We start from the raw sequence: 19462 nt of genomic DNA on the forward strand, positions 1-19462 counted from the left end.
ACGTGGGACTTCCGCCGACGGGCTCCATCAAGTTAGGCTCCCCTAAGTTGGGAGGTGAGCGGTGAACGAGACACGTCGACCGCCCGCCCCGCACCCGGCGGAGCGAGCGCGCACCATCGCCGCCCGGGGTGGGCGCGCGGCCCTGTTGCCGTCGGACGGCACGGAGAACCGGGTCACGCCGGCGCTGCACCACGTGCACGCGTCGGGGAGCGCCACGATCGTGCTGCCGGACGAGCACCCGCTGGTCGGGGCGGCGCGCGGCACCGAGCTGACCTCGGTGCTGGAGGTCGCCGACCACGCGCCCGTGCCGCTGCGCGAGCCGGTGCGCGGCCTGCTGTGGATCACCGGGTGGCTGCGCACCCTCGACCCCGAGGAGGCGCGCGCGGCGTGCCTGGAGGTCGCCGAGGAGCGCCCCGACCCGAGGCTGCTGGACGTGGGCCACGGCGCGAGCGCGCTGGTGCTCGCCCCGGCGTCGCTGGTGCTGGCGGACGCGGAGGGCACGACGTCGCTGCGGCCGGAGCTGTTCGCGCAGGCCGAGCCGGACCCGTTCGCCGCGCACGAGGACCACTGGCTGCGGCACCTGGAGCTGTCGCACCGCGACGTCGTGGGCCTGCTCGCCGGGCACCTGCCGGAGCACCTGCGCGGCGGGCACGTGCGACCGCTGGGCCTGGACCGGTTCGGGCTGCGGCTGCGGGTGGAGATGGCGGAGGAGGACCACGACGTGCGGATCGCGTTCTCCCGCCCGGTCGGCACGGCGCAGGAGCTGTCGGTGGAGCTGCGCAGGCTGATGGGGTGCCCGTTCCTGGCGCGGCGCGGTTAACGTTGCGCGGGTGATCGAACCCCTCGACGCCCGGGAGCGCACCGGCTACCGGGTCGAACTGCTCCTCGTGTTCGCGGTGACGCTCGGCCTGTCCGGGGCGCGCAGCCTGGTGCGGTTGCTGGACAGCCTGCTCAACCCGGTGCCGCTGAACGAGCAGAAGGTCGCGATCAACGTCCCGCAGGCGCGGTTCGACCTGCTGGACCTGCTCGCGCAGCTGCTGGGCGTCGTGCAGCTGGCCGCGTGGGGCGGGCTGGGCCTGTACCTGCTGTGGCGGGGCGGCATCCGGCTCCGGGCGCTGGGCCTGGACCGCGCGCGCCTCGGGCCGGACGCGCTGGGCAGCCTCGGGCTGGCCGCCGTCATCGGCATCCCGGGGCTGGTGTTCTACCTGGTCGCGTGGAACCTGGGGCTGAACCTGGCGGTGCAGCCGGCGGTGCTGGACGAGGCGTGGTGGCGCAGCGCGGTGCTGGTGCTGTCGGCGGCGGGCAACGCGTGGGCCGAGGAGGTGCTCGTCGTCGGGTACCTGATCACGCGGCTGCGGCAGCTCGGGTGGCGGGGCGGCACGGCGCTGGTCGCGAGCGCGGTGCTGCGCGGGTCGTACCACCTGTACCAGGGGTTCGGCGGGTTCGTCGGCAACGTGGTGATGGGCCTGGTCTTCGGCTGGGTGTGGCAGCGGACGAACCGGCTGTGGGTGCTGGTGTTCGCGCACACCCTGCTCGACGTGGTCGCGTTCGTCGGGTACACGGCGTTGCGCGGGCACGTGTCCTGGCTGCCGTAGCCCCCCGGCTCCCCGGCTCCCCGGCTCCCCGACCCGGTGGACCGGGTCGGGTGGGCGGCGACAGGCGCGGGCCGCCGCCCACCACGTGCGGTCGGCCGCCGTCCGGCGGCCGGTCCTGACACCTGGTTCTCGGCGCGACGGCCCCGCGCGTTAGGCCGTCGCCGACCGTTTCACGCTTTGGTGTGAACGATGTTCATCCACCGCCGAAGGATCACCCCACCAGCAGGAAGCGGGTGGCCGTGCGCGCCGCCGCGGCCACCACGGCGTGCGCCGTGCCCGCCGAGTCGAGCAGGGTCGGGTCGAGGTCGGCGACGGTGAGGGCGGCGTTCTCGGCGATCCGCTCGGCCGGTTCGCCCAGGGCGCGCGCGAACGCCCGCCACCCCGCGACCTCCTCGGCGGTGCCGGTGGCCTCGGCGAGCAGCGCGTCGCCGAGGGCCCGCAGGCCCGCGCCGCCGCCGCGCACGACGCCGTGGAACGCCGCCGTGCGCACCGCCCGCACGGCGCGCTCCACGAGCGGCGCGGTCGTCGCCGGGGCGTGGACGACCGCCGCCGAGTAGCTGCCGACGCCCGCGCCGCCGAGGATCGTGGTGTCGTGCGCGGTCACGAGGACCCGGTCCGCGCGGCCGAACGCCAGCGGGGACGCGGAGGCGGGCAGGCGGGCGTCCAGGACCGTGCCGCCGACGACGGCCCGCGCCCGTTCGAGCAGGTCCGCGGCCACCGCGACGAGCGCGAGGGGCCGTTCCTCGGCGAGGCGGGCGACCTCGGCCAGCACGGCGCGCGTGACCAGCTCGCACAGCACGAGGAGCTGCGGGCGGTCCGGGACGTCGACCAGCCCGCGCACCAGCTCGACCGAGGGGCGGCCCGCCACCAGCACCACGGCGGGCGAGGTCAGCACCGGGTGCCGCACGGGCGCGCCGGACGCGTGCCCCCGGTCCAGGCGCAGGCCCCGGGTCACCTCGAAGTCCGGTTCGGCCCCCGTGCCCGCCTCCACCACGACGGGTCCGCGCCGGCCCACGGCGCGCACCGCCCGCCCGACCAGCTCGCCGATGGCCGGGTCGCCGGCCGACGCGGTGGCCAGCGCGGTCACGTCGGCCTCCTCCAGCGGGCGGGCGGCCTCGGCGACGAGGTCGAGGGCCCGCGCGGCGGCGGCCTCCACGCCGCGCAGCAGCCGCACCGGGTCGTGGCCGTCGCGCATCGCCCCGACCAGGCCGTCGAGCGCGCCGCGGGCCACGGCCACCGCGGACGCGGCCCCGTCGCCCGCCTCCCGCCGCACGTCGTCCACCAGCTCGCGCACGTAGGACGCGCCCAGCGAGTCGGCCGGGTCGTCCGGGGTGAACGCGGCGGCGATGGCGGAGGCGTCGCCCAGCTCCACCGGCCGCCGGTCGACGAACACCACGGCGCGCCGCCCCATCGGCCCCAGCGTCCGGCACACCGGCCCGGCCGCGGCCCGGAAACCGCGCGCGACCAGCAGCTGGCCGGACGTGTAGGCCGCCGCGCGGCGCTCCGACCGCACCGGCGCCCCGCCCGCGCGGGCGATGCGCAGCGCCCCGGACGCGCCGTGCGCGAAGTACTGCGGGGTCTGGTCGGCGCGGCGCGCCCGCACCCCGTCGTGCGCGTACCGGAACAGCTCGTCGACGCCGATCCACCCGTCGCCGTCGAGGTCCGCGCCGCCGCTCGCCAGGCCGTCGATGAGCACGTCGGTGAACAGCGAGGCCCGCGGCGCGTCGAGGGACAGCGAGTCCTGCTCGAAGGCGTACTCGTAGGCGTTGGACGCGGTCATCACCACGTAGCCGGAGCCCGGGTCGCCGAGCACGTCGGCCTCGCCCGCCTTGAAGCCCTCGACGAACGCGCCGCTGAAGCAGCAGTCGAGGACGAGGACCCGCCCGGACGCGCGGCAGTCCTCCAGCTGCTCGTTGACGAACGTGCGCGGGACGGCGGTGCCGGCGGGGCGGTCCTGCACGGTGTTGGCGGTGGCGAAGTACAGCCGGCGCGCGGGCGTGGTGAGCCCGTGGCACGAGAAGTACAGCAGCACGAGGTCGTCGGGGGTGCGGGGCGCGAGCAGCTCCTCCACGGCGCGCCGCACCTCGTGGTCGGCCCGGTCGCGCAGCACCTCGACCGAGGTGAAGCCGCCGACGCCGGGGTCGGCCAGCACGGCGGCGAGCCGCTCCACGTCCTGCGACGGGGCGCGCAGCCGGCTCAGCCGGACGTCCTCGTACTCGCCGGTGGCGACCAGCAGGGCGTAGCGCCCCACCTCACCCCCCGCCCTCGCGAGGCCCCTCGCCACCCGGTCCCTCGCCACCCGGCCCCTCGGCTTCGCGCGCCCCCTCGTGCTCGCGCAACCACGCCTCCAGCGCCGCCTTCTGCGAGCGCGCGTCGACGCCCTCGACGGTGATCTCGTCCTCCCCCGACCTGAGCACGACCTTGCGGGCGCTGCCGCGCTGCACGAACGAGGTGATCACCGACGCCGCCGCCGCGGCCACGGCGGCGGGCACCGCGCCGTTGAGCACGAGTTCCGCGATGGTCGCGCCCGCGCCGCTCTTGGCGCCCTCGGGCACGTCGGCGGGCGCGGGCCGCACGTCCGCGCGGGCGCCCCTCAGCAGCTCCTGGAGCAGCAGGTCCGTCGCCGACGCGGCCTGGCCCGGCGCGTCGACCGACAAGCGGATGTCCACCACTTCGCCTCCCCCGGTAGACCTCGATCATCCCGCAACGGCGGCACCGACCCGGCGACGCGGACCAGTACGCAACACCTGAATGGTCTAAAGACCGGCCCACGCAACAAAACGCCATATTCACGTCGTCATGCGATCGACTCGGCCATCGGAGCCCGCTCCGAGCTGCTGATCGCACCGGTCTCGGGTTACCCTCGAACGCGTGACTGCGCACATCGCCCGGACCGAGGCCGCCGAAGGCGAGCCGTTCCCCGCGCCCCGCGTCGACAGCGAGGTCGGCCCCCTGCGGACGGTGCTGCTGCACCGCCCCGGCGCCGAGCTGAAGCGGCTCACCCCGCGCAACAACGACCAGCTGCTGTTCGACGGCGTCCCCTGGGTCGACCGCGCGCAGGAGGAGCACGACGCGTTCGCCGAGGTGCTGCGCGGGCGCGGCGTCGAGGTGCTGCTGCTGTCGGACCTGCTGGTCGACGCCCTGCACGACGACCGGGCGCGGATCGCGGGCATCCACAGCGCGGTCAACGAGCGGCGGCTGGGCATCGACCTGGCGGACGCGCTGCGCTCGCACCTGGCGTCCATCGCCCCGGACCAGCTGGCCACCGCGCTGATGACCGGCATGACGTTCGAGGAGCTGCCGGCCGCCGAGGGCGCGTCGCTGGTGCGCAAGATGCACCACCCGATCGACTTCGCGGTCGCCCCGCTGCCGAACCTGCTGTTCACCCGCGACTCGTCGGTGTGGGTGGGCGACCGGGTGGCGATCACGTCGCTGGCGCTGCCCGCCCGCGACCGGGAGACCGCGCTCACCGACCTGATCTACGCCTACCACCCGAGGTTCCGCAAGACCGGCCGCGCCTACGGGGCGCACTCCGCGCCGGTCGAGGGCGGTGACGTGCTGCTGCTCGCGCCGGGCGTGCTGGCCATCGGCGTCGGCGAGCGCACCACGCCCGCGGGCGCCGAGTCGTTCGCCCGGTCCGCGCTGGCCGACGGCCTCGCGCACACCGTGCTGGCGGTGCCGATCACGCAGGAGCGGGCGACCATGCACCTGGACACGGTGTGCACGATGGTCGACGGCGACGCCGTGGTGATGTACCCGGCGGTGCGGGACACCCTCGACGCCTACCCGGTGCGCTCCGACGGCGCCGGCGGCGTCGTGGTGGAGGACCGGCGGCCGTTCCTGGAGGCGGCGGCCGAGGCCATGGGCATCGAGCGGCTGCGGGTCATCGACACCGGCCTGGACCCGGTGACGGCCGAGCGCGAGCAGTGGGACGACGGCAACAACACCCTCGCCGTGGGCCCCGGCCTGGTCGTGGCCTACGAGCGGAACGTGGAGACCAACGCGCGCCTGGAGGACGCGGGCGTGGAGGTGCTCCGGATCAGCGGTTCCGAGCTGGGCTCCGGTCGCGGCGGGCCGCGCTGCATGTCGTGCCCCATCGACCGCGCGCCGCTCGTCTGACGATTACCGGGAAGTCCCCGGAAAGGGTTGCCTAAGCTTTCTTCGGCAACCCTTTCCTCATTTTGACGAGCCTTACCTTCAATGCGCGGAAAAATGATACGGGTTATTCTCGGGTCATGGCCCTCAACCTGAAGAAGATCTCCCCGACGACCACCGCGTCCACGTTCCACGACCTGCTCCGGGCGCAGGTCCGCAACGAGCTGACCGCGTCGCAGCAGTACCTGGCCATCGCGGTGTGGTACGACGGCAACGACCTCCCGCGGCTCGCGTCGCACTTCTACCGGCAGTCGCTGGAGGAGCGCAACCACGCCATGATGATCGTGCAGTACCTGATGGACAACGGGCTGCCGGCGAGCATTCCCGGCGTCGACGACGTCCGCAACGACTTCGCCGCGGCCCGCGAGCCCGTCGCGCTCGCGCTGGAGCAGGAGAAGACCGTCACCGAGCAGGTCGTGGCGCTCGCCAAGACCGCCCGCGACGAGGGCGACTACATCGGCGAGCAGTTCCTCCAGTGGTTCCTCAAGGAGCAGGTGGAGGAGGTCGCGTCGATGAGCACGCTGCTCACCGTGGTCGACCGCGCCGACGGCAACCTGTTCCACGTGGAGGCGTTCCTCAGCCGCGAGGGCGTGGGCGAGACCGCCGAGCAGGGCGCGCCGCGCGCCGCCGGCGGCGCCCTCTAGGGACCGCGCCCCCCAGGAGCCGCGCACCGCGAGGAGCCGCGCACCGCGGGGGGCCGCACGGGGCCGGAGCGCGGCGGAGCCCGCCCCCACCGGGTGCCGGACACCGGGTCGGGGGCGGGCTCCGCCGCGTCAGAAGCAGGTCTGGTCGGGTCTCAGCACCGTCACCCCGCCGTCGAACAGCAGCGAGACGCCGTCGCCGAGCGCGACCCGGAACCGACCCGGCACGTGCTCGCCCGCGGGGTAGGCCCGCGCCAGCACCGGGTCGTCCGGGTGCACGTCCACCCTGATCTGCTCGTTCGTCCTCGCCCCGGACTCCACCCTGATGGCCACGACGCCCTTCCCCTCCTCGACCCACATCCCGCCGTCCGCGGCGGTCATCCGGTAGAACGCGCACTTCGTGCCGTCCGGCTCGGGCTCGGCCGCGCCGGTCGCCCGCACCTCCTGCTCGGTCATCCCCAACCGGAACTCCCGGTACCCGGCGGCCCCCACCACCGGGTACGTGTCGACCGCGCTCGTGACGACCCCCCGCGCCCCCTCCTGCGGTTGGCACGCCACCAGCGCGACCCCCAGCGCGGCGACCAGCGCGACGGCCGGCACCCGCCTCACTGGAGGCGTCCCAGGCAGTCGTCGGTGAGCTTGCGCATCAGCACCCACGCCACGCGCCCGTCTGCGATCCCGAAGACGTACTCCCAGCCCGGCTCGCCCGTGCGGCCCACGGAGTACACCGCCGAGCCGACGAACCCGGACGCCACCCCGGTGGGCGGCGCGGCGGGCACGGCACCGGGGTAGGCGGCCGGCACGTCGGCCTCGGCCGACCCGACGCCCACGCCCTCCGGTGTCCGCGCCGCCGGGGGCAGGACTATCTGCACCACGCCCTTCCAGCGCGACACGGTGACCGAGCGGCGCCCGGTGTCCGGCTCGTCGGCCCACCGGTACTCGGCGCAGTAGCGGGCCATCGCGACCAGCTTCACCGCGCCCGTCGCCTCGACCTCGGCGGAGGTCATGTCGAACCGCACCGGCCCGTACCCGACGTCCGAGCCGGTGGGCGGGGGCAGGGTGCTCACGACCGTCGCCGACGCCACCGCGCCCGAGCCCCTCAGCGGGGTGGTCACCACCTCCAGGCCCCACAGCGCGCCCGCCACCACCGCCGCGCACGCCAGGCTCGTCGCCGCGGCCCGCCGGTGCCGCCGGCGGCGGCGCGCGCCCCGCACGACCTCGGCGACGGCGTCCGGCTTCACCGGCACGTCCAGCCGGTCGTCGGCCATCAACCGGCGCAGCTCGTCCTCGATCGTCACGCCGTCACCCCCAAGCGTGCGCGCAAGGTCGCCATGGCCTTGCTGTTCTGACTCTTCACCGTGCCCGCGGACACCCCGAGGGTGCGGGCGATCTCGGCCTCGGACAGACCCTCGTAGAAGCGCAGCACGACGACGGCGCGCTGTCCCGGCGGCAGGGCGCGCAGCGCCTGCCAGAGCGGTTCGTGCTCCAGCCGGTCGACGCCGTGCACGGGCGCGTCGGGCGGTTCGGCGACCAGGTCCTCGCGCCGCCGTCGCCGCCACCGGCTGGCGTTGGCGTTGGCCACGGACCGCCGCACGTAGGCCAGCGGGTCGCCGCGCCGGCGCACCGGCTCCCAGCGGGCACCGACCTTCTCCAGGGCCGTCTGCACCAGGTCGGCCGCGTCGTGCGGGTTGCCGGTCAGCGCGTGCGCGTAGCGCAGCAGCCCCGGCAGCGACACCCGCGCGAACTCGGCGAAGTCCTCGGTTCCCCCGTCCGTGGCGCTGTGCTCCGGCAAGACAGCGGTCACCCCGAACCCCCTCAGGCGATGACCTGGTGGCCACCGTCTGTAAGGACACGCCCGAGGGGGGCTACTGGTTGTCCGCGAAGGTCACGAAACGGGCAAGGGTCGGAAACGGCCGTCGGTGTCGGGCGCGAACTCGTGCACGGCGACCACGTTGTCGGCCGGGATCGGCCTGTAGACGTGCGGGAACCACGGGCCGTCCTCGCCGGTCTCCCCCGGTTCCCAGAGCACCGGCAGGCCCTCGGGGTCGACCACGAGCAGCACGAGGTCGTGCCGCGCCGGGTACAGCCGGTTGGCGGGCAGGTGCACGGTCCCCCAGTCGGAGCAGTGCACGAACCCGTCCGGGTCGAGCGGGACGGCGCCCTCGTCACGGGCGCGCGCCCACTCGTCCCTGGTGCTGATGCGGAGGATCACGGGGACTCCTCACCTGCCGCGAAGTTGTCCACAGGCCCTGTGGACAGGGGTGGGGACACCTGTGGACAGCTCAGCGCAGGGTGATCTGGCGACCGCGCAGGCCGTCCCGCGCCCGGCGCTCCGCCTCGGTGAGCGGTTCGTCGTCGAGGCCGGCCAGGGCGTCCCGGAGGCGCTTGCCCAGGGCCTCGGCGCCGGGCGCCCACTCGCTGGAGTGCAGCTCGCGGTCGAGGTCCCACACCGGCACGAGCAGGCCGTGCGCGCGGAACGAGCCCGCGTAGCGGGAGCCCTCGCCGAGGTCCAGCTCGCCGCGCACGGACAGCCGGGCGAGCGCCGCGAGCAGCGTCTCCTCCGGCTCGGGCCGCACCCAGCGCAGGTGCGCCTTGTCGCCCGCGTCGACCCAGTAGGCGGCCTCGACGCCGGGGGCGTCGAGGCGCTCGGTGGGCAGGATCGCGGCGTTCGCGCGCTCCAGGGACAGGGCGACTTCGCCGGTGGGCTCGTTCTCCGGCGGCAGCCACCACGCGAAGTCGGCGTGCAGCTCGGGGCTGAGCGTGGCCGCCGGGTCGAGCAGGTCCTGCAACCGGCCGGGGTCCTCGCCGTTGTCCGGGCCGACCACGGGCAGCGCGTCGCCGGTCTCGGCGGTCAGCGCCCACCGCACGGCGCGGGCCAGGTCGCGGCTCAGGTCGCCGGAGCGGGTCTGCACCTGGAGGCCGACGAACGCGGTGCCGTCCGCGCGGACCAGGCCCGCCGCGGCCATCGGCAGCACGGTGGCCAGCGTGATCGAGCGGCCGGAGCCGTCCTTGAGCGGCAGCACGGCCGTGGCCGAGGGCACGAACTCGCGCAGCGCGATCAGCTCGGTCTCGGCGGCCAGGCCCTCGAACGGGCGGGAGACGATCACGTCCGCCGCGCCGCCGGCCGCTCCGTGGCACGCCTTGTAGCGCTTGCCGGAGCCGCACGGGCACGGCTGGCGCGGGCTCACACCGCCCGCCGGCTGGTCCTTCACCGACGTCTTCGCGGCTGTCCGCTTCGCCACCGCCGCCTCCTGGGGTCTCAGGGCTGGTCGGGCGTCAAGTTAGCCGCAAGGTGCTCGCGCGTTTCCTCCGGGTTGTTGGTCGCGAGGAAGCGGACGCCGCGGTCCCGGCACAACGCTATGTCGGCCGGGTCGTCCACGGTCCACGTGTAGACACCTTGCCCCCGGTCCGGGTGACGCCTGAGCAGGTGAACGCCGGGTCCGGCGTAGTCGACGAAGGTGGGCAGGGTGCGCGGCCACAGCCGGTCGTAGAGCAGCACGGTCGGCACGTCGGGCCGCAACCGCTTGAACCGGTGCACGGCGAAGACGGAGAACGACATCATCACCGCCTCGACCGCGTGCCGGCCGAGCACGGCGGCCAACGTCCTCTCCACCTGCGCCCCGTACCGGACGGGGTGCTTGGTCTCGACGAACAGCCGGGTGCCGTGGTCCTGGGCCAGGCCGAGCAGGTCCTCCAGGGTGAGCACCGGGGCGGGCTCGCCGCCGTGCCACCCGCCGAAGTCGTGCCGCTGGAGCTCGGCGAGGGTCATCGCGCTCACCTTCCCCTCGCCGTCGCTCGTCCGGTTGATCACCCGGTCGTGGATGCAGACGAGGTGGCCGTCCCGGGTGAGCCGCACGTCGCACTCCAGCCCGTCCGCGCCCTGGCGGAGGGCGAGGTCGTAGGCGGCGAGCGTGTGCTCCGGGCGGCGGGTGGACGCGCCGCGGTGGGCGACGATGTCGGGGGGCACGGGGAAATGCTCGTGGTGGACGACCGGGCCGGTCAACCCGGGCACACCACGTCACAGCCGGCTGAATGTTTGAGTGGACAACCACACTCGGATGGACGCGAGCCCAGCTCAAGACCTACCGTCCGTGACCGTGACGTTCGACCAGCACGACCCCGCCTTCATCGCGGACCCGTACCCGGTGTTCGCCGCCTTGCGCGCACGGGGCGAGGTCCACCGGCACGAGGGCATGGGCATCGCCGTGGCCGTGTCGCACGCGGCCTCGTCCGCGGTGCTGCGGCACCGGTCGCTCGGCCGGGTCTGGTCGGACGCGACCCCGCTGGAGCGGTTCGGGGCGTTCAACCTGCTGCACCGCAACTCGCTGCTGGAGAACGAGCCGCCCACGCACACCCGGCTGCGCAGGCTCGTGGCCGCCGCGTTCGGCCGCGGTCACGTCGAGCGCCTGCGGCCGTGGATCGCCGACCTGGCCGACCGCCGCGTCGACGGGCTCGTCGCCGAGGTCCGGGACGCCGGCTCGGCCGACCTGCTGGCCCACGTCGCCTCGCCCCTGCCGGTCGAGGTGATCGCCGAGCTGCTGGGCGTCCCGACCGCCGACCGGCCGCTGCTCCAGCCGTGGTCGAACGCCATCGTGAAGATGTACGAGTACGGCCTGCCCGAGGAGAAGCGGGACGCGGCCGAGCTGGCCGCCGCCGAGTTCGTGGCCTACCTGCGCGACCTGGTGGCCCACCGCCGGGCGAACCCCGGCGACGACCTCGTCTCGGACCTGGTGGCCGTCACCGACGCGGACGGCGCGAAGCTCACCGAGGACGAGCTGGTCGCCACCGCCGTGCTGCTGCTGATGGCCGGCCACGAGGCGACGGTCAACGTCATCGGCAACGGCGTCCGGGCCCTGCTGGAGCACCCGTCCGAGTGGCGGCGGCTGCTCGCCTCCCCCGACCTCCTCCCGACCGCCGTGGAGGAGCTGATCCGCTACGACTCGCCGCTCCAGCTCTTCGAGCGCACCGCCACCGAGGCGGTCACGATCGCCGGCCACACCGTGGAGCCGGGCGGGAAGATCGCCGCCCTCCTCGGTGCCGCGGCCCGCGACCCCCTCGTCTTCACCGACCCGGACGTCCTGGACATCGGCCGCAACCCGAACCCCCACCTGGGCTTCGGCATGGGCATCCACTACTGCCTGGGCGCGCCGCTGGCCCGCATCGAGGTCCAGGCGGCCCTGTCCTCCCTGACCCGCAAGCTGCCCGACGCCGCCCTGGCCGCCCCGCCGCGGCAGCGGGCCGAGTTCGTCATGCGCGGGGTGCACGAGCTGCCGCTGACGCGTTCGTAGAACGCTGGACGGCGCTGCCACGCTGAGCACGTGCGACTTCCGGTCACCGTGCACCCCGTGGTGCGGCAGGGGGCGCTTCGGCGCGTGCTCGTGCCGGCGGCGGCGTTGAGCCGCACGTGGACGCACGCGCCCGACGACCTCGGGATGGTGCGGTTCGTGTCGTCGCGCGCCGACCTGCTGCGGTTGGGCGCGCTGGTGCGGTTGGCGGCGACCAGCCCGCGCAGCGCGTTGTTCGTGCCGCTGCGGGAGAACCGGCACGACCCCGACGTGTGGTGGTGGAGCGACCCGCCGGCGCAGCCCGACCTGCTGGTCGTGCGGCACGACGTGGGGCTGCGGCCGTCGCGGTGGCCGGAGGTGCGCGGGTCGCCGCGGCGGACCTCCGCCCGGCCCGCGACGGTGCGGACGCCGGCCGCGCGGCTCGACGAGGTCTGGCGGCCGTGGGAGTGGCGGGGGTCGAACCGGCTCCGGCTGACCGACCACGCGGCCACGCTCGTCGTCGCCGGCACGGCGCGGTCGTTGTTGCGGATGGGTGACACGTTCACCGAAGCGGGCGAGGCGCTGGCCTCCGAGCCCGACGTCCACCGCCTCGGCTTCGCCCACCTGACCGGTCTGCGGACGGTGTTCGCCGACCCCGACCACCGGTTGGACGTCTACGGGCGCGACCACATTTTCCACCGGAACCGTTGGGCGGAACGGCGGAACAGGCGCGTGCGATTTCCACGTTCTGCCGAATAAATCGCGTACCGGAATTTACACAATCGGCGCTGCTCCCCCGCCCGACGCCTCGCTAACGTGGGGGTCGTGCGATCGGGCGATCAGGACATCCGGTGGGTTCCGGACGAGGAGTGGGCCGGGCTGTGGCGCGCGTTCACCGCGTCGGCGTTCCGGCTGGAGGTCCTGCCGTCGTACTGGACCGGCGACGACGTGGTGGAGCAGTGCACGGCGGGCCGCCCGATGCCGGTCGGGTACAACGCGGCGTGGCACAACCGGCTGCGCGTCCACCGGCACGCCGGGAAGGCCGTGCGGCGCGTGCGGTTGGTGAGCGACCCGTTGACCGAGCACCAGCGGTGCCAGTTCGAGTGGGAATACCCGGGGAACGTGCGGGCCGGCGAGGACGTGCGGATCATCAACCCCTCGCAGGAAGTCGCCCGGGAATTGATCCCGGAGGATTTCTGGTTGTTCGACGAGCGCACGGTGGTGCTCCTGCACCACCGGGACGACGGCCCCGTCCGCCGCGAGCTGCTCGACGGCGACCCGGCCGAGTACGTGCGGTGCGCGGAGCTGGCCCTGGCGCACAGCACGCCGTTCCGCTTCTACCCCAAGGCGGGTTAGCGGGCCGGGTACGGCCTGGGGAGCTTCAGGCCGCGGTCCGCCATGACGCCGCGCAGGCGGTCCGGGTAGTCGGTGATGATGCCGTCCACGCCGTCGTCGATCAGCTTGTGCATGGTCGCCACGTCGTTCACGGTCCACGGGACGACCGCCAGCCCGTGCGCGTGCGCCTCGTCCACCAGGGCCTTCGTCGTGAACGGGACGTAGCCGGGGTCGTTCGCGGTCCCGCCCTGCGGGTTGCCGTGCACCGGCGAGAGGGCGGACGCGCCGAAGCTCGTGACCGCCTTCACCACGCTGCCGCCGAAGTCGGCCAGCTCCAGGCCGCCGGTCCACGGCGAGCCGGGGCGCAGGAACTCGGGCTGGGTGAGCGCGACGAGCGGGATGCGCGGCTCCGCCCTCCGCCACAGCATCAGCGTGCCCCAGTCGAAGGACTGGACAGTCACGGAGCGCTGGAAGCCCGAGCGCCGGATCTCGCGGGCGGTCACCTCGACGAACTGCTCGCGCGGCGCGGTCTCGTGCGGGGCGGCGGCCTCGACCTTGGTCTCGATGTTGAACCTGACGCCGTGCGCCCGGTGGCGGCGGGCCAGGGCGAAGACCTCGGCGAGCGTCGGCATCCGCGCGCCCGGCGACAGCTCCTGGTCCGGGTGCTGCGCCCAGCGCCGCGACCCGCAGTCCAGCGTGCGGACCTGCGCGAACGTCAGGTCCTTCACGTACTTGCCCGCGTACGGGAACGCCGGGTCGCCCGGGGTGGCGGGTGCCGTGTCGACGCACTTGGCGGGGTTGGTCCTGCGGTCGTGGGTGACGACCTCACGGCCGTCCCGGGTGATCTGGACGTCCAGTTCGAGCGTGGTGACGCCCAGTTCGAGGGCCTTGGCGAACGCCGCCAGGGTGCTCTCGACGGTCAGCCCGATGCCTCCCCGGTGGGCCTGGAGGTCGAACGACCGCCGGCCGTGGGCGCTCGCCGCGCCGGGGACGACGACGGGGACGGTGAGGGACAGGACCAGTGCCGCCGCGAGTGCCCGCATGGGGTCCACGGTGGCACGGCGAGGTCAGGAACCCAAGTGCCGCAGGAAGAACGCCCACTGAACGGCGGGGAACGCCAGCGTTGCGGCGGTCGGGTTCTTCGAGTCCCGGACCCCGACGAACCGGCCGGCCGACGCCACCTCGACGCAGTTGGTGTTGCTCGCGCCGCCGCTGCGACCGCTCTTCCGCCACACCGCGCCGGTGAAGTCCACTGTGGACATGTCCATCGCCTCTCTCACCCGGCCAGGACCCGCTCGACAAGGGCGACCGACTCCTCAGGGCCCAGCGCTTGGGAAGCCAGGTGCTCGAACTCCAGACTAGCCTCGCGCAGCTGGTTCTCCTCCTCGATGTGCACCGCCCCCGCCATGTGCTCGATGAACAGCACCGGCTGTTCGAGGGGGTCGGCGAAGCTGAGCAGGGCGAAGCTCCCCATCATGCCCGCGTGCGCGCCCCCGGCGTCGGCCAGCAGGCGGATCGACACGTTGGGCAGGTCCGCCATCTCCCTCAGGTGCCGCAGTTGCGCGCGCATCACCTCGGTCCCGCCGACCGACTTCCGCAGGGCCGCCTCGTCGATGATCGCGTCCAGCCTCAGGGGGTCGCACCGGTCGGTCAGTCGCTCCTGCCTGATCCGGCGCACCCGGATGTCGTTCTCCAACCAGCGCTTCGTGCGGGTCAGGCGGTGCGCCGCGAACAGGGCGCGCATGTACTCGCCGGTCTGGAGCAGCCCCGGGACGACCAGCAGGGAGAGTTCGCGGACCCTCGCCGCCTCCGTCTCGACGTCGACGTACCCCTGGTTCTCGATCCCGTAGGTGGTCCACCAGCCCGGCTCCCGGGCCCGGACGGCCTGTTCCAGCAGGTCGGGGTCGTACTGGTCGTAGAGGTCCATCATCGACTTGGCGAGGTGGACGTCGAGGATCGTCTCCCCCCGCTCGATCCGGTGCAGCGTCGACCTGGTCCGGTACAGGGCCTTCGCGGCGTCGTCCAGGGTCAGCTTGGCCGAGACCCGCATCCGGGCGAGCTTCTTCCCCAACCGACGGCGGCGGAACGGTGGTGGAGTGGGCACGCGTCAGCATGGTCCGGCGGGATCGTCGGATGTGGGATTCCCGGTTCACCCCATGGGTCGACGCGGATCTCCCGCCGGACAGTGGGTCCCGTGGAAGCGAACCTCTTCAGCCTCGTGGACGCCGCCGACCGCACCCGGATCTTCGCGTGGGGCATGGAGATCATGGAGGACGACACGGCGACCGCCGTGGTCTACCGGCGCGACCCGGTGACCGGCCGCACGATGCTCGGCCAACACCGGTCGGCGGAGTCGGCGCTGGCCCGGTACGGCCGGCGCGTACCGCTGGTCCTGGTGTGGGAGTTCGAGGAGGAGGACGAAGAGGACGAGGACGCGGCGGCGGTGTGACGGGCGGGGTATCGCTTTTCGGCACGTGCCCGGCATATGTTGTCCCGGCTCATCAGGATTCCTTTGGGGGGAACACATGCGAAGATGGCTCTTGCCGTTGTGCGCCGGCGCTCTCGTCGTGACCGGGCTCCAGCCCGCCGCGGCGCAGGCCGAGCCGGCGGACCGCGCGGTGGTCGACCAGGTCGACAGGATGTCGATCGACGCCGCGAAGTCGAGCAGGACGAAGGACCGGAGAGCACCGGCCCCCGGCGCGCAGGACCGCAGCGCGCAGGCCGGCACCGCGTCGGCCGCCGACGTGGCGGCGAACCAGGCCGTCGACGAGGGTTCGACGTTCGTCCCGACGACCCCCGTGCGCGTGCTGGACAGCCGCAACGGCACCGGCGCGCCGGCGGGTCCGGTCGGGTACGGCGTGTACGTCGACCTCGCCTCGCGGCTGCCCGCGTCGGCGACGGCGGTGGTGCTGAACCTGACCGGCCTCCAGGCCACCGAGGACACCCACATCCGGGTGGCCCCGAACGACTCCGAGGTGCCCGAGGTCTCGAACCTCAACCTCCGGCCGGGCGAGATCCGGGCGAACCAGGTCACCGTGGCGCTGGACCGGGCGACCCGGTCGGCCTTCCTCTACAACAACGCGGGCTTCGTCCACCTGATCGCGGACCTCGCCGGCTACTACGTCTCGGACGGCGGCTCGTCGCGGTTCACCACGACGTCGCCGACCCGGGCGCTGGACACCCGCCTCGCGGGCGGCGCGCTCGGCGCGGGCACGGCGCGCGACGTCGACCTGTCGGGCCTGGTGCCCACCACGGCGACGTCGGTGACGTTCAACCTCACCGGCGTGCTGCCGACCGCCGACACGCACGTGGTCGCCTACCCGACCGGCGGCTCGCGGCCCAACGTCTCGAACCTGAACCTGGTCGCCGGGCAGATCGCGCCGAACCTGGTGACGGTCGCCCTCGGCACGAACCGCCGGGTCACGCTCTACAACAACGCGGGCAGCACGCACCTGATCGCGGACCTGGTCGGCTACTACGCCGGCGACCGCGGGCAGCGCTTCTTCCCGGTGGCGCCGTCGCGCGCCCTGGACACCCGGTACTCGACGGGCGGCGCGGTCGGCCCGGCGTCGGTGCGGACCGTCGACCTCGCGCCCAGGATCGCGTCGACCGCCACCGCCGTGGTGGTCAACCTGACCGGCACCGGCGTGACGCAGGACACGCACGTGACGGCGTACGCGGCCGGCTCCGGCAGGCCGACCACGTCGAACCTGAACCTGTTCCCGGGGCAGGACACCGCGAACGCCGCGGTCGTCGCGCTCCAGGGCGACGTGCGCATGTCGCTCTACAACAACAGCGGCTGGACGCACCTGATCGCCGACGTGGCGGGCTTCTTCGCCACGCCGACGGCGTGCACCGGCGCGTGCCTGCACGGCTGGGGCGGCAACCTGGCCTACGGCACGACGCCGACCCAGCGGCCGTGGCTGTCCAACGCCACCGCGGTGGAGGCGGGTCCGTTCACCGCGTACGCGCGGCGCTCGGACGGCACCGTGTGGTCCTGGGGCGACAACTACTACGGGCAGCTCGGCGCGGGCGGCTACGACGGCAGCTCCCCGGTGCCGCTGCGGGTGGCCGGCCTGACCGGCGTGACCGCCGTGGACGCCGGTACCGGGTCCGGCTACGCGCTGAAGTCCGACGGCACCGTGTGGGCGTGGGGCGAGAACTACTACGGGCAGCTCGGCACGGTCGGCGGGTACGACTCGCCCGTCCCGGTGCAGGTCCAGGGCCTGACCGGGGTGACGGCCATCGCCGCCACGCACGCGACCGCGTACGCGCTGAAGTCCGACGGCACGGTGTGGGCGTGGGGCAGCGACGAGTGGGGCGGCCTGGGCGCGGGCACGTGCCCGGCGGGCCAGTCCTGCCCGGCCGGCACCCCGGTGAGGGTGTCGCTGCCGCTGCCGACCGGCACGCGGATCACCGCCATCGCGACGGGCACGCTGGAGACGGCGTACGCGCTGCGCTCCGACGGCACCGTGTGGTCGTGGGGCCGGAACTTCGCCGGTGAGACCGGCACCGGCGCCGCGCTGGAGACCGGCAACGCGCCGGCGCAGGTGCGGGGCCTGACCGACGTCGTCAAGATCGCCGGCGGCGAGGAGGTCGGCTACGCGGTGACCGCGAACGGCGCCCTGTGGGCCTGGGGCAACGACTTCTGGGGCTCGCTCGGCAACGGGTGGGAGTGCACCGAGCTGGGCAACGGCAACTCCTGCCGGTCCGACTACCCGGTGAAGGTCCCGAACGTGGTCAACCCGTCGTCGATCGACAGCTCGTACGGGACGACGCTGGTGCGCCAGGCCGACGGCTCGGTCCTGGCGTGGGGCTACAACGGCGAGTCCGGCAGCGTGGGCAACGGCACGGCCGGTTCGTGCGACCAGTTCCCGCTGACCTCGGCGTGCCGCGTCAGCAGCCCGGTGACCACGTCGATCACCGGTGTGTCGGAGGTCGCCGCGGGCGGCATCGGCCAGTTCGCGATCGTGGCGGGCTAGCGGTTCCACCTGCTCCACCACGGGACGGCGTCGGCTCAGGCCGGCGCCGTCCTCGTGTCAGCGCACCCGTCAGCGCCCCTGCCCACGCACCTGCCCGCGTCCCACTGGCGGGACACGCGGTGGTCAGGCGCGGCGGTCAGGCGCGGCGGCCTAGCGCGGTGAGCCGGCGGCGCGGAAGGTGCGCAGCTCGGGCGCCGGGGCGTCCTTCACGCCGACCACGCGCATCCGGCGCATCGCGGCCGGGTCCACCGGCAGCAGGCACGTCGTCGTCCGGCGCACGACCACGGCGGTGAGGACGGCCGTCGCGGTGGCCAGCAGGTCGGCGACGGCGTGCAGCAGGACGCCGTCCGCCATGGCCTGCACGCTGTCGCGGAACGACCAGGCGATCGTGAACGCGGAGAACAGGAAGGTGAACGCCCACGTGCCCCACCACCAGCGGAGCAGCCGGGACGGGCGCGGGCGGGCGGTGGCGGGCAGGCGCAGGGCGGCGTGCTCCAGCTCGGCGGCCACGGAACCGGGCACGACCAGGTTGACGCCCGGGACGAGCAGGCCGACCAGGACCTGGGCGTCCGAGCGGGACGGGGCGTAGCCGGCGGCGCTCGCGGCGGCCCGGCGGGCCCGGCGCAGCCACAGCAGCGTGAAGACGGCGGCCATCGCGGTCGCGACCAGCATGACGAACGACGAGGACACGACCATCGCGTCCGACACGCCGACCGTGGACCCCGACAGCGCGCCGTAGCGGCTGAGCAGGAGCAGGACGTAGCGCCACACCTCGCTGCCCGCGGCCCACAGGCCGGTGAGCGCGGCCAGGCCGAGGGCGTGCGAGGCGGTGCGGGCCAGGCGCTGGACCCGGTCGACCGAGTCGACGGGCTCCTCGGCGTCCGTCGCCACGGAGGTGGGCCAGCGCCACGCCAGCAGCGGGAAGCCCCAGCGCGGCGGCACCGGGTAGGACGGCGGCCCCTGGTAGTCCTGGCGCGGTCGGCCGAGGCGGCGGTGCGGGTACGCGCCGGGTGGCGGGGTCGCCACCCAGTCCACGCGCATCGGCCGGAGCGCCACGTCAGATGACCTCGGGCTCCGCGCCGGCGACCTCGGTCACCAGCGGGCGGCCCCGGGCGGCCCAGACCTGCATGCCGCCGTCGACGTTGGTGGCCTCCCAGCCGTTGGCGTTCAGGTACTGCACGACCCGCGCCGACCGGCCGCCCACGCGGCACACCACGTACAGCTCGCTGTCGCCGGGCAGCTCGTCCAGCCGGCCCGCCAGCTCGCTCATCGGGATGTGCACGGCACCCGGGGCGTGCCCGGCGGCCCACTCGTCGGCCTCGCGGACGTCGAGCAGCACCTTCCCGGCGGGGAGTTCGGCGGGCACGTCGGTCACGTCAACGCTCGGAACGGTCACGGACACCATGCTGCCACGCCCTTGTTGAACAGGAGATGAGGACCATGCCGGCCGCCTCCCCGAAAGGATGACGGCCGGCGTGGGCGGTGCGACC

Annotated in this window: 22 protein-coding genes; 9 read left to right on the top strand and 13 right to left on the bottom strand. The window is 74.3% G+C overall.

Annotated elements, in window-relative coordinates:
* The first annotated feature begins 61 nt into the window (after positions 1-61).
* Together ACR807_RS02750 and ACR807_RS02755 are read left to right on the top strand one after the other, a co-directional pair.
* Positions 62-820, top strand: coding sequence for a DUF2470 domain-containing protein (locus ACR807_RS02750; RefSeq protein WP_438919572.1), 759 nt, complete (start codon positions 62-64; stop codon positions 818-820).
* A 10-nt stretch (positions 821-830) separates the two neighbouring features.
* Positions 831-1595: a CPBP family intramembrane glutamic endopeptidase gene (locus tag ACR807_RS02755; protein ID WP_438919573.1), complete on the top strand. Its 765-nt coding sequence runs from the start codon at positions 831-833 to the stop codon at positions 1593-1595.
* 211 nt (positions 1596-1806) lie between these two features.
* Here ACR807_RS02755 and ACR807_RS02760 read toward each other — a convergent pair whose 3' ends face one another.
* Both ACR807_RS02760 and ACR807_RS02765 read right to left on the bottom strand, forming a co-directional pair.
* The gene (locus ACR807_RS02760) at positions 1807-3846 is read right to left on the bottom strand and encodes a caspase, EACC1-associated type (protein WP_438919574.1); all 2040 of its coding nucleotides are present in this window, start codon (positions 3844-3846) and stop codon (positions 1807-1809) included.
* 1 nt (position 3847) lies between these two features.
* The gene (locus ACR807_RS02765; protein ID WP_438919575.1) at positions 3848-4264 is read right to left on the bottom strand and encodes a hypothetical protein; all 417 of its coding nucleotides are present in this window, start codon (positions 4262-4264) and stop codon (positions 3848-3850) included.
* Positions 4265-4466: 202 nt separating this feature from the next.
* Here ACR807_RS02765 and ACR807_RS02770 point away from each other — a divergent pair, with 202 nt between their 5' ends.
* Together ACR807_RS02770 and ACR807_RS02775 are read left to right on the top strand one after the other, a co-directional pair.
* On the top strand, positions 4467-5714 hold the full coding sequence (locus tag ACR807_RS02770) for an arginine deiminase (RefSeq protein WP_438919576.1): 1248 nt from the start codon (positions 4467-4469) through the stop codon (positions 5712-5714).
* 116 nt (positions 5715-5830) lie between these two features.
* A complete protein-coding gene (locus ACR807_RS02775) occupies positions 5831-6394 on the top strand; it encodes a ferritin (RefSeq protein WP_438919577.1) in 564 nt (187 codons plus the stop codon).
* 129 nt (positions 6395-6523) lie between these two features.
* Here ACR807_RS02775 and ACR807_RS02780 read toward each other — a convergent pair whose 3' ends face one another.
* From ACR807_RS02780 to ACR807_RS02805, 6 genes are all read right to left on the bottom strand, one after another.
* Positions 6524-6991: a hypothetical protein gene (locus ACR807_RS02780; protein WP_438919578.1), complete on the bottom strand. Its 468-nt coding sequence runs from the start codon at positions 6989-6991 to the stop codon at positions 6524-6526.
* A gap of 5 nt (positions 6992-6996) precedes the next feature.
* On the bottom strand, positions 6997-7689 hold the full coding sequence (locus ACR807_RS02785; RefSeq protein ID WP_438919579.1) for a hypothetical protein: 693 nt from the start codon (positions 7687-7689) through the stop codon (positions 6997-6999).
* The gene (locus tag ACR807_RS02790; protein WP_438919580.1) at positions 7686-8195 is read right to left on the bottom strand and encodes a SigE family RNA polymerase sigma factor; all 510 of its coding nucleotides are present in this window, start codon (positions 8193-8195) and stop codon (positions 7686-7688) included. Before ACR807_RS02790 ends, ACR807_RS02785 begins: the two co-directional genes overlap by 4 nt.
* Positions 8196-8276: 81 nt before the next feature.
* Positions 8277-8603 carry a DUF952 domain-containing protein gene (locus ACR807_RS02795; RefSeq protein ID WP_438919581.1) on the bottom strand — a complete coding sequence of 109 codons (327 nt, stop codon included), beginning with the start codon at positions 8601-8603 and terminating at the stop codon, positions 8277-8279.
* A 70-nt stretch (positions 8604-8673) separates the two neighbouring features.
* Entirely contained in the window at positions 8674-9633 is a 960-nt protein-coding gene (locus tag ACR807_RS02800) for a DUF5926 family protein (protein WP_438919582.1), read from the bottom strand.
* Positions 9634-9650: 17 nt separating this feature from the next.
* On the bottom strand, positions 9651-10358 hold the full coding sequence (locus ACR807_RS02805) for a glycerophosphodiester phosphodiesterase (protein WP_438919583.1): 708 nt from the start codon (positions 10356-10358) through the stop codon (positions 9651-9653).
* A 91-nt stretch (positions 10359-10449) separates the two neighbouring features.
* Between ACR807_RS02805 and ACR807_RS02810 the strand changes: the two genes are divergently transcribed.
* From ACR807_RS02810 to ACR807_RS02820, 3 genes are all read left to right on the top strand, one after another.
* Entirely contained in the window at positions 10450-11679 is a 1230-nt protein-coding gene (locus tag ACR807_RS02810) for a cytochrome P450 (RefSeq protein ID WP_438919656.1), read from the top strand.
* Positions 11680-11709: 30 nt separating this feature from the next.
* Positions 11710-12414 (top strand): hypothetical protein, encoded by a 705-nt coding sequence (locus ACR807_RS02815; protein WP_438919584.1) that lies wholly within the window; start codon positions 11710-11712, stop codon positions 12412-12414.
* A gap of 66 nt (positions 12415-12480) precedes the next feature.
* A complete protein-coding gene (locus ACR807_RS02820) occupies positions 12481-13011 on the top strand; it encodes a DUF6879 family protein (RefSeq protein ID WP_438919585.1) in 531 nt (176 codons plus the stop codon).
* Here ACR807_RS02820 and ACR807_RS02825 read toward each other — a convergent pair.
* The 3 genes from ACR807_RS02825 to ACR807_RS02835 are packed head-to-tail and all read right to left on the bottom strand — an operon-like array spanning position 13008 to position 15094.
* Positions 13008-14033: a glycerophosphodiester phosphodiesterase gene (locus ACR807_RS02825; RefSeq protein ID WP_438919586.1), complete on the bottom strand. Its 1026-nt coding sequence runs from the start codon at positions 14031-14033 to the stop codon at positions 13008-13010. The genes ACR807_RS02820 and ACR807_RS02825 overlap by 4 nt on opposite strands.
* A 24-nt stretch (positions 14034-14057) precedes the next feature.
* Complete coding sequence (locus tag ACR807_RS02830; RefSeq protein WP_438919587.1) at positions 14058-14252, bottom strand: DUF397 domain-containing protein; 195 nt, start codon at positions 14250-14252, stop codon at positions 14058-14060.
* Between the two features lie 14 nt (positions 14253-14266).
* Positions 14267-15094, bottom strand: coding sequence for a Scr1 family TA system antitoxin-like transcriptional regulator (locus ACR807_RS02835; protein WP_438919588.1), 828 nt, complete (start codon positions 15092-15094; stop codon positions 14267-14269).
* A gap of 90 nt (positions 15095-15184) precedes the next feature.
* Between ACR807_RS02835 and ACR807_RS02840 the strand changes: the two genes are divergently transcribed.
* Together ACR807_RS02840 and ACR807_RS02845 are read left to right on the top strand one after the other, a co-directional pair.
* The gene (locus tag ACR807_RS02840; protein WP_438919589.1) at positions 15185-15439 is read left to right on the top strand and encodes a hypothetical protein; all 255 of its coding nucleotides are present in this window, start codon (positions 15185-15187) and stop codon (positions 15437-15439) included.
* A gap of 76 nt (positions 15440-15515) precedes the next feature.
* The gene (locus tag ACR807_RS02845) at positions 15516-17972 is read left to right on the top strand and encodes an RCC1 domain-containing protein (RefSeq protein WP_438919590.1); all 2457 of its coding nucleotides are present in this window, start codon (positions 15516-15518) and stop codon (positions 17970-17972) included.
* 150 nt (positions 17973-18122) lie between these two features.
* Here the strand turns inward: ACR807_RS02845 and ACR807_RS02850 are convergent, their stop codons facing one another.
* Together ACR807_RS02850 and ACR807_RS02855 are read right to left on the bottom strand one after the other, a co-directional pair.
* Entirely contained in the window at positions 18123-19028 is a 906-nt protein-coding gene (locus ACR807_RS02850; protein ID WP_438919591.1) for a DUF4328 domain-containing protein, read from the bottom strand.
* 1 nt (position 19029) lies between these two features.
* On the bottom strand, positions 19030-19377 hold the full coding sequence (locus ACR807_RS02855; protein WP_438919592.1) for a rhodanese-like domain-containing protein: 348 nt from the start codon (positions 19375-19377) through the stop codon (positions 19030-19032).
* Positions 19378-19462: the final 85 nt, after the last annotated feature.

The sequence above is a fragment of the Saccharothrix sabaoui genome, from assembly GCF_051756985.1.
Classification (GTDB): Bacteria; Actinomycetota; Actinomycetes; order Mycobacteriales; family Pseudonocardiaceae; genus Actinosynnema.